This window comes from Halanaerobium sp. (assembly GCF_003070835.1).
The window spans coordinates 1-5,783 of the sequence record NZ_QBLR01000216.1; the positions used below are offsets into that span (position 1 = coordinate 1).

Sequence of the window (5,783 nt, forward strand, 5' to 3'; positions counted from 1 at the left end):
GAATAAGACCCTTATATACCATGTTTTTGGGGTAAAGAAAAATCATCATCCTCTGTACTTACTGTTATTAAAAGCCTCATTTGCTTCGCAATTTACTCTGAAGAAATATAATTTAAAATTTTCTCTCTATTCCTTACTGTTCTGTCAGTGTTTTGGGCCTGTTTTTCTTTGAAACAATTAATCTTTTTGACATTTGTTCATAATAATTAATTTTATGACAAGGAAGTAGCAGTTAAATCTAGAATAGTATAGTTAAGAGTAGGAATTATTCTTTATAAAGGAAATGTTCTGTTTATAAATTTAAAGAGATTATTATTACTGGTTAGTTTTAAAGAAAATATTAAGCTGAGGTGATCAAATGTCAGAACTGCTGGACCTTTTTGCAGAAAAAGAGCTTGTTCTAGCTCAGGGATGTACTGAACCGGGAGCGGTGGCTTTTGCAGTGGCTGCTGCAGCCGAACACAGTCGGGGTGAGCTAAAGAAAATCAAGATTAAGATTGATGGTTTTGTTTATAAAAATGGTATGTCAACCGGCCTGCCGGGGATTAATAAGTATTATGGAAATAAAACAGCAGCCGCTTTAGGTTATTTTGCCGATAAACCCTTAGCAAGAAAACTGACAATATTAGCTGATCTAGAAGATAAACTGGATCAGGCCCTGGGGATTATTGAGCGAGTGGAATTTGAGGTTCTGGAAGAAAAGATGCCAGTTTATGTGGAAGCAATTATTGAAGCTGATAATCAGGTTCGCTCTCTGATTAAAGGCAGTCATGATGATTTAAAAAAGATTACAGTTGATGGTAAAATAGTTTATCAAAATCAGAGTAAAATTTCTGCTGACCAGCAGTTAAAAAATCTTAATGCTCAATTAAAGACGATGAATATTTATCAGTTAATTGAGCTAGTAGAAAAAGAATTTTCAGATAGGCAGCTTCAGTTATTAAAAGATGGCTTGAAACTAAACTCGGTAATCGCCCGAGCTGGCAGAGAGGGAGTTGGTTCGGAAGTTGGGGTTAAATATAGAAAACGAACTGATTTTAATGAGCTAAATGAAATTGCAGCTAAAGCTGCTGATGGTACAGGAGCCAGAATGGCCGGAGCAGCTTCTCCAGCCCTGGCATCTTCAGGTAGTGGTAACCAGGGCATTTTTATTTCGCTGGTTACCTATCACAGTGCCCGACATTATTTTAATATCTCAGATAAAGAAATTTTTAAGGCAACAATGATTGCTCATCTGGTTGGTCATTATGCCAAAATTTACCTGGGGCGTCTTTCTGCACTCTGTGGGCTTTTTTATGCTGCAGCACCGGGAGTGTTGGCAGCTTTACTTTATCTGGCCGGTAAAGAAGATAAAATAGAAGAGGCGATCAATAATTTAATCAGTGATACAAGTGGAGTTTACTGTGATGGAGCCAAGGGGAGCTGTGCTTTAAAGTCGCTTACAGCAGCTGAACTTGCATTGAGGCATTTTGATTTGATTATGCAGGATCTGAACTGTCATCTTCCTTCAGGATTTATTAACTGTTCTTTAAGTAAAACATTTGAAAACCTGGCTGCTATTTCAAGACCTTCAGAAAATACAGTTAATAATACACTATTTAAGGTTGTTGAGAAAAATGCCTGTGAAATTTGAAAAACATTTATTCCAGACAGTTAAGTATTTTTCTGGCTGAAGACATTGATTAAATTAAGTAAATGCTTTACTGAATTATAATAAATTTTTAACAGGAGGAATTTAAGATGAAAATAGCTGTTATTGGTGCTGTTGCAGCAGGTACAAGTGCTGCAGCTAAAGCAAGGAGAACAGATAAAGAAGCAGAAATTGTAGTTTTTGAAAAGGGAACGGATATTTCTTATGCTGGCTGTGGACTTCCCTATTATATCTCTGGCGTAACACCTTCCCGTTCTGAAATAGTAATGAATACAGCGGAAGATTTTAAGGAAAAATATAATGTCGAAGTTAGGCTCCAACACGAGGTTACTCAAATTGAAACAGATGGCAAAAAATTAAAATATAAGAATTTAAACACAGGAGAAACGGGTGAGTATAAATATGATAAATTAATTATTGCTACCGGTGCTTCTCCAATTAAACCCCCATTTGAAGGTCTGGATCTGGAAAATATTTTTACTCTTCGCTCTGTTGAGAGTGCCGACCAGATAAAAGTGGCTTTAAGTCGAAAAGAAACTCAAAAGGTTGTAATTATTGGTGCCGGCCTGATTGGTCTTGAGATGGCAGAATCTTTTAGGGAGCTGGGGATGGATGTTACAATTGTTGAACTGGAAGATCAGGTGCTGCCTCCTTATAGTAAAGAAATGGCCGAGATTGTAGCAGAACATTTAAGAGAAAAGGAAGTTGAACTGATTTTAGATGATGGAGTGGATCATTTTGAGGGTGAAGACAGGGTAGAGAAAGTTGTAACTGCTTCTGGCAAAAAAATTGAAACTGATCTTGTCTTACTTTCGATTGGAGTTAAGGCCAATTCAGAGCTGGCAGAAAAAGCTGGAGTTGAAATCGGTAAAACAGGAGCTATTAAAGTTAATGAGAGATTAGAAACAAATCTTAAAGATATTTATGCTGCAGGTGACTGTGCGGAATCAACTGATCTGCTGACCAATAAAGATGTCTGGGTTCCTCTTGGTTCTACTGCAAATAAGCAGGGAAGAACAGCTGGCGAAAATGCAGCCGGTGGAGATTATAAACATTATGGTATTTTAAAAACAGGAATTACAAAAATATTCGACCTGACAGTGGCAAAAACTGGTTTGGATCTGGAGGAGGCAGAAAAAGAAGAAATCGATGCTGTGGCTGTCAAAATTAAAGCTCATAATCATGCAAGCTATTATCCGGGTACTGCTCCAATTCATCTGCGAGGAATTTTTGATAGAGAAAATGGAGTTATTGTTGGAGCAGAGGTAATCGGCGGTGAAGGTTCTGATAAAAGAATTGATGTGCTGGCTACAGCAATTTACAATAGAATGACTGCAGGAGAACTGTTTCAAGTTGATCTTGCCTATGCTCCTCCTTATTCCGGTCCTAAAGATGCAGTAGCAATACTGGGAATGGTTGCAGAAAAGAAGATATAACTTTTGTTCTTTGTTCACCAATCTGTTATAATAAATATAATAGAGTATTTTACTAAACTTTAAATAAATGTAACAGGAGTGAAAAAGTATGGCCCGTCCAACCAAAGATCGGATAATTGAAAAATTACCTGAAATAAAATTTTTTAAACCAGCAGGAGTCCCCGGACATCAGCTGGAAATAGTAGAGATGACTATGGAAGAAGTGGAAGCCCTGCGCCTAAAAGATGTTAAAGGTTTAACTCAGGCAGAAGCAGCAGAACTGATGAATGTTTCTCGCCCAACTTTTCAGCGGGTATTAACTTCAGCCAGAAAAAAGGCTGCTGAGGCTTTAACCTGTGGTAAGGCAATTAAATTTGCTGGGGGAGATTATCGTCTGGTGAGACCGGGCCACTGTCCGGAATGCGGCAAAAAAATGAGAAGAGGTAGAACTCATCAGCACGGGAAAAATATGTCTAAAGAGAAGTGCCCGGAATGTGATGAGGATCAGGAGGCTTAAAATCCTGAATCTATTAGTGCTTGTTTTAATAATCAAGAGATTATAAATTTAATTGAGTAAATTGCTCTAAGGAGAAGTTGAGTGCACAAAAAGGAGGATTAATTCTATTATGAAAATTAATGTAGACTGGCAGGGAGAAATGGAATTTAAAAATCAACTGCCATCAGGTCATGAATTAACAGTTGATGCAGCAGCAGAAAGTGGAGGGCATAATAAGGGGCCTCGCCCAATGGAATTACTGCTCAGTGGACTGGCTGGCTGTACTGGAATTGATGTTGTTTTGATACTTAAAAAGATGAAAACTGAATTAGAAGACTTTGCAATGGAGGTTGATGCTGAAAGGGCAGAAGAACCTCCGAGGCGATTTACTAAAATTCATATTAAATATAAGTTTAAAGGGAAAAAATTAGATGAACGCAGGGTGGAAAGAGCAATTAATCTTTCGGAAAAAAAATACTGCTCGGCCAGCAACTCTTTAAATGCAGAAATCACTTCAAGTTATGAAATTGAGTCTACAGATTAGATTATGTTAATATATGTTAAGTGAAGAAGAATTAATAATTTTAAGTAAATATATTACAGAAAAATGATTGAAATTATTGAATACCCGGATATCCGGGTATTTTTTTTATTTTATCTGAAAATATTGCAGGATTAATTTAAATCTCATTGAATATATAAAGTGAGATTTAATTTTTTAAACAAATAATTTTCCAAATAATCTTAATATAAAGGGAGGATAATGATGATTAATTTAGATTTAAATGAAAAACAGCTAGAAAAAGCAGTTGAAAGAGCAAGAGAGAAGAACATAATTCTGCCAACTTTTAAGCAGATGAAAAATCCGGAATTGATACCGGATAAGATCAAAGAAAAATTGAAAGATATAGGTCTCTGGGATGTAAACAGCTATAATTTATTCCGGATCAGCTGGAAAAATGAGCCCAAAAAAGATGGTGGCCTTTATGATGGAGTAAATTATATTGAATTTCCTTCAGAATTAACTGGGGTAGATGCCAGGATTTTTGCAATAGTTGGTAAATGGTTTCCAACCGGGGCCCATAAAGTAGGAGCAACCTATGGTTGTCTGGCTCCACAGCTGGTGACCGGTCAGTTTGATCCAACCTCCAGTCATGCAGTCTGGCCTTCAACCGGTAATTACTGCCGTGGCGGAGCCTACAACTCTCAGCTTTTATCCTGTGATTCAATTGCAATTTTGCCTGAGGGTATGAGTAAGGAGCGTTTTGAGTGGCTGCAGAAGGTAGCAGGTGAGGTAATACCTACTCCCGGTACAGAAAGTAATGTAAAGGAAATTTTTGATAAGGTCTGGGAACTGAGGGAAACAAGAGATAATATTACAGTTTTCAATCAGTTTGAAGAATTTGGCAACCACCTCTGGCACTATGAGGTTACAGGTTCAGCAATGGAAGAAGTTATTAGAGCAGAAATGGGTGAAAAAGACAATTACTTTGGTTTTATTGCCACCTCAGGTTCAGCTGGAACCTTAGGAGCTGGAGACCACCTTAAAGATCAGTTCCCTCAGAGCAAAATAGCTGTTGGAGAAGCACTGCAGTGTCCTACCATTTTAAGCAATGGTTTTGGTGCCCACAGAATTGAAGGTATTGGGGATAAGCATATACCCTGGATTCACAATGTTAAAAATACTGATATGGCAGTTGCTATTGATGATGAGCGGACAATGTCACTGCTGCGCTTATTTAATGAAGAAGCTGGACGTGAGTACTTAGTTGAGCAGGGAGTACCACAGGATTTTGTGGAGAAACTTGAGCTTTTAGGAATCTCTGGAGTTGCCAATCTGGTTGGAGCTATTAAAATGGCCAAGTACTATGAGCTTGATCAAAATCAGATGCTGATGACTGTTTTAACTGATTCTCTGGAATTATATACCTCCCGCCTGGAAGAAATGAGGGCAGAAAGAGGCGAATATACACGAGAAGATGCTATTAAAGATTATCACCGCTATTTAAAAGGTATAGATACCGAATATACTTTGGAAATGGGTCTTGAAGAAAGACGCAGAGTTCATAATCTTAAATATTACACCTGGATTGAACAGCAGGGTAAAGATTCCGAAGAATTAAATGCTCAGTGGTATGATTATGACAATTACTGGGGTGGAATTCACTCTCAGGCAGAAGAAATTGACAAATTAATAGAAGAATTTAATCACAAAACAGGT

Annotated in this window: 5 protein-coding genes; all 5 read left to right on the top strand. The window is 37.5% G+C overall.

The window, feature by feature from the left end; genetic code table 11:
• Positions 1 to 358: 358 nt before the first annotated feature.
• Positions 359 to 1,633 carry an L-serine ammonia-lyase, iron-sulfur-dependent, subunit alpha gene (locus tag CI949_RS15690; protein ID WP_076545781.1) on the top strand — a complete coding sequence of 425 codons (1,275 nt, stop codon included), beginning with the start codon at positions 359 to 361 and terminating at the stop codon, positions 1,631 to 1,633.
• A 107-nt stretch (positions 1,634 to 1,740) separates the two neighbouring features.
• The gene (locus CI949_RS15695; protein WP_076545782.1) at positions 1,741 to 3,087 is read left to right on the top strand and encodes an FAD-dependent oxidoreductase; all 1,347 of its coding nucleotides are present in this window, start codon (positions 1,741 to 1,743) and stop codon (positions 3,085 to 3,087) included.
• A gap of 88 nt (positions 3,088 to 3,175) precedes the next feature.
• A complete protein-coding gene (locus CI949_RS15700; RefSeq protein ID WP_076545783.1) occupies positions 3,176 to 3,583 on the top strand; it encodes a DUF134 domain-containing protein in 408 nt (135 codons plus the stop codon).
• A gap of 109 nt (positions 3,584 to 3,692) precedes the next feature.
• Positions 3,693 to 4,106 (top strand): OsmC family protein, encoded by a 414-nt coding sequence (locus CI949_RS15705; RefSeq protein WP_076545784.1) that lies wholly within the window; start codon positions 3,693 to 3,695, stop codon positions 4,104 to 4,106.
• Positions 4,107 to 4,328: 222 nt separating this feature from the next.
• On the top strand, positions 4,329 to 5,783 hold a 1,455-nt coding region (locus tag CI949_RS15710; RefSeq protein WP_290768023.1), incomplete at its 3' end, for a pyridoxal-phosphate dependent enzyme.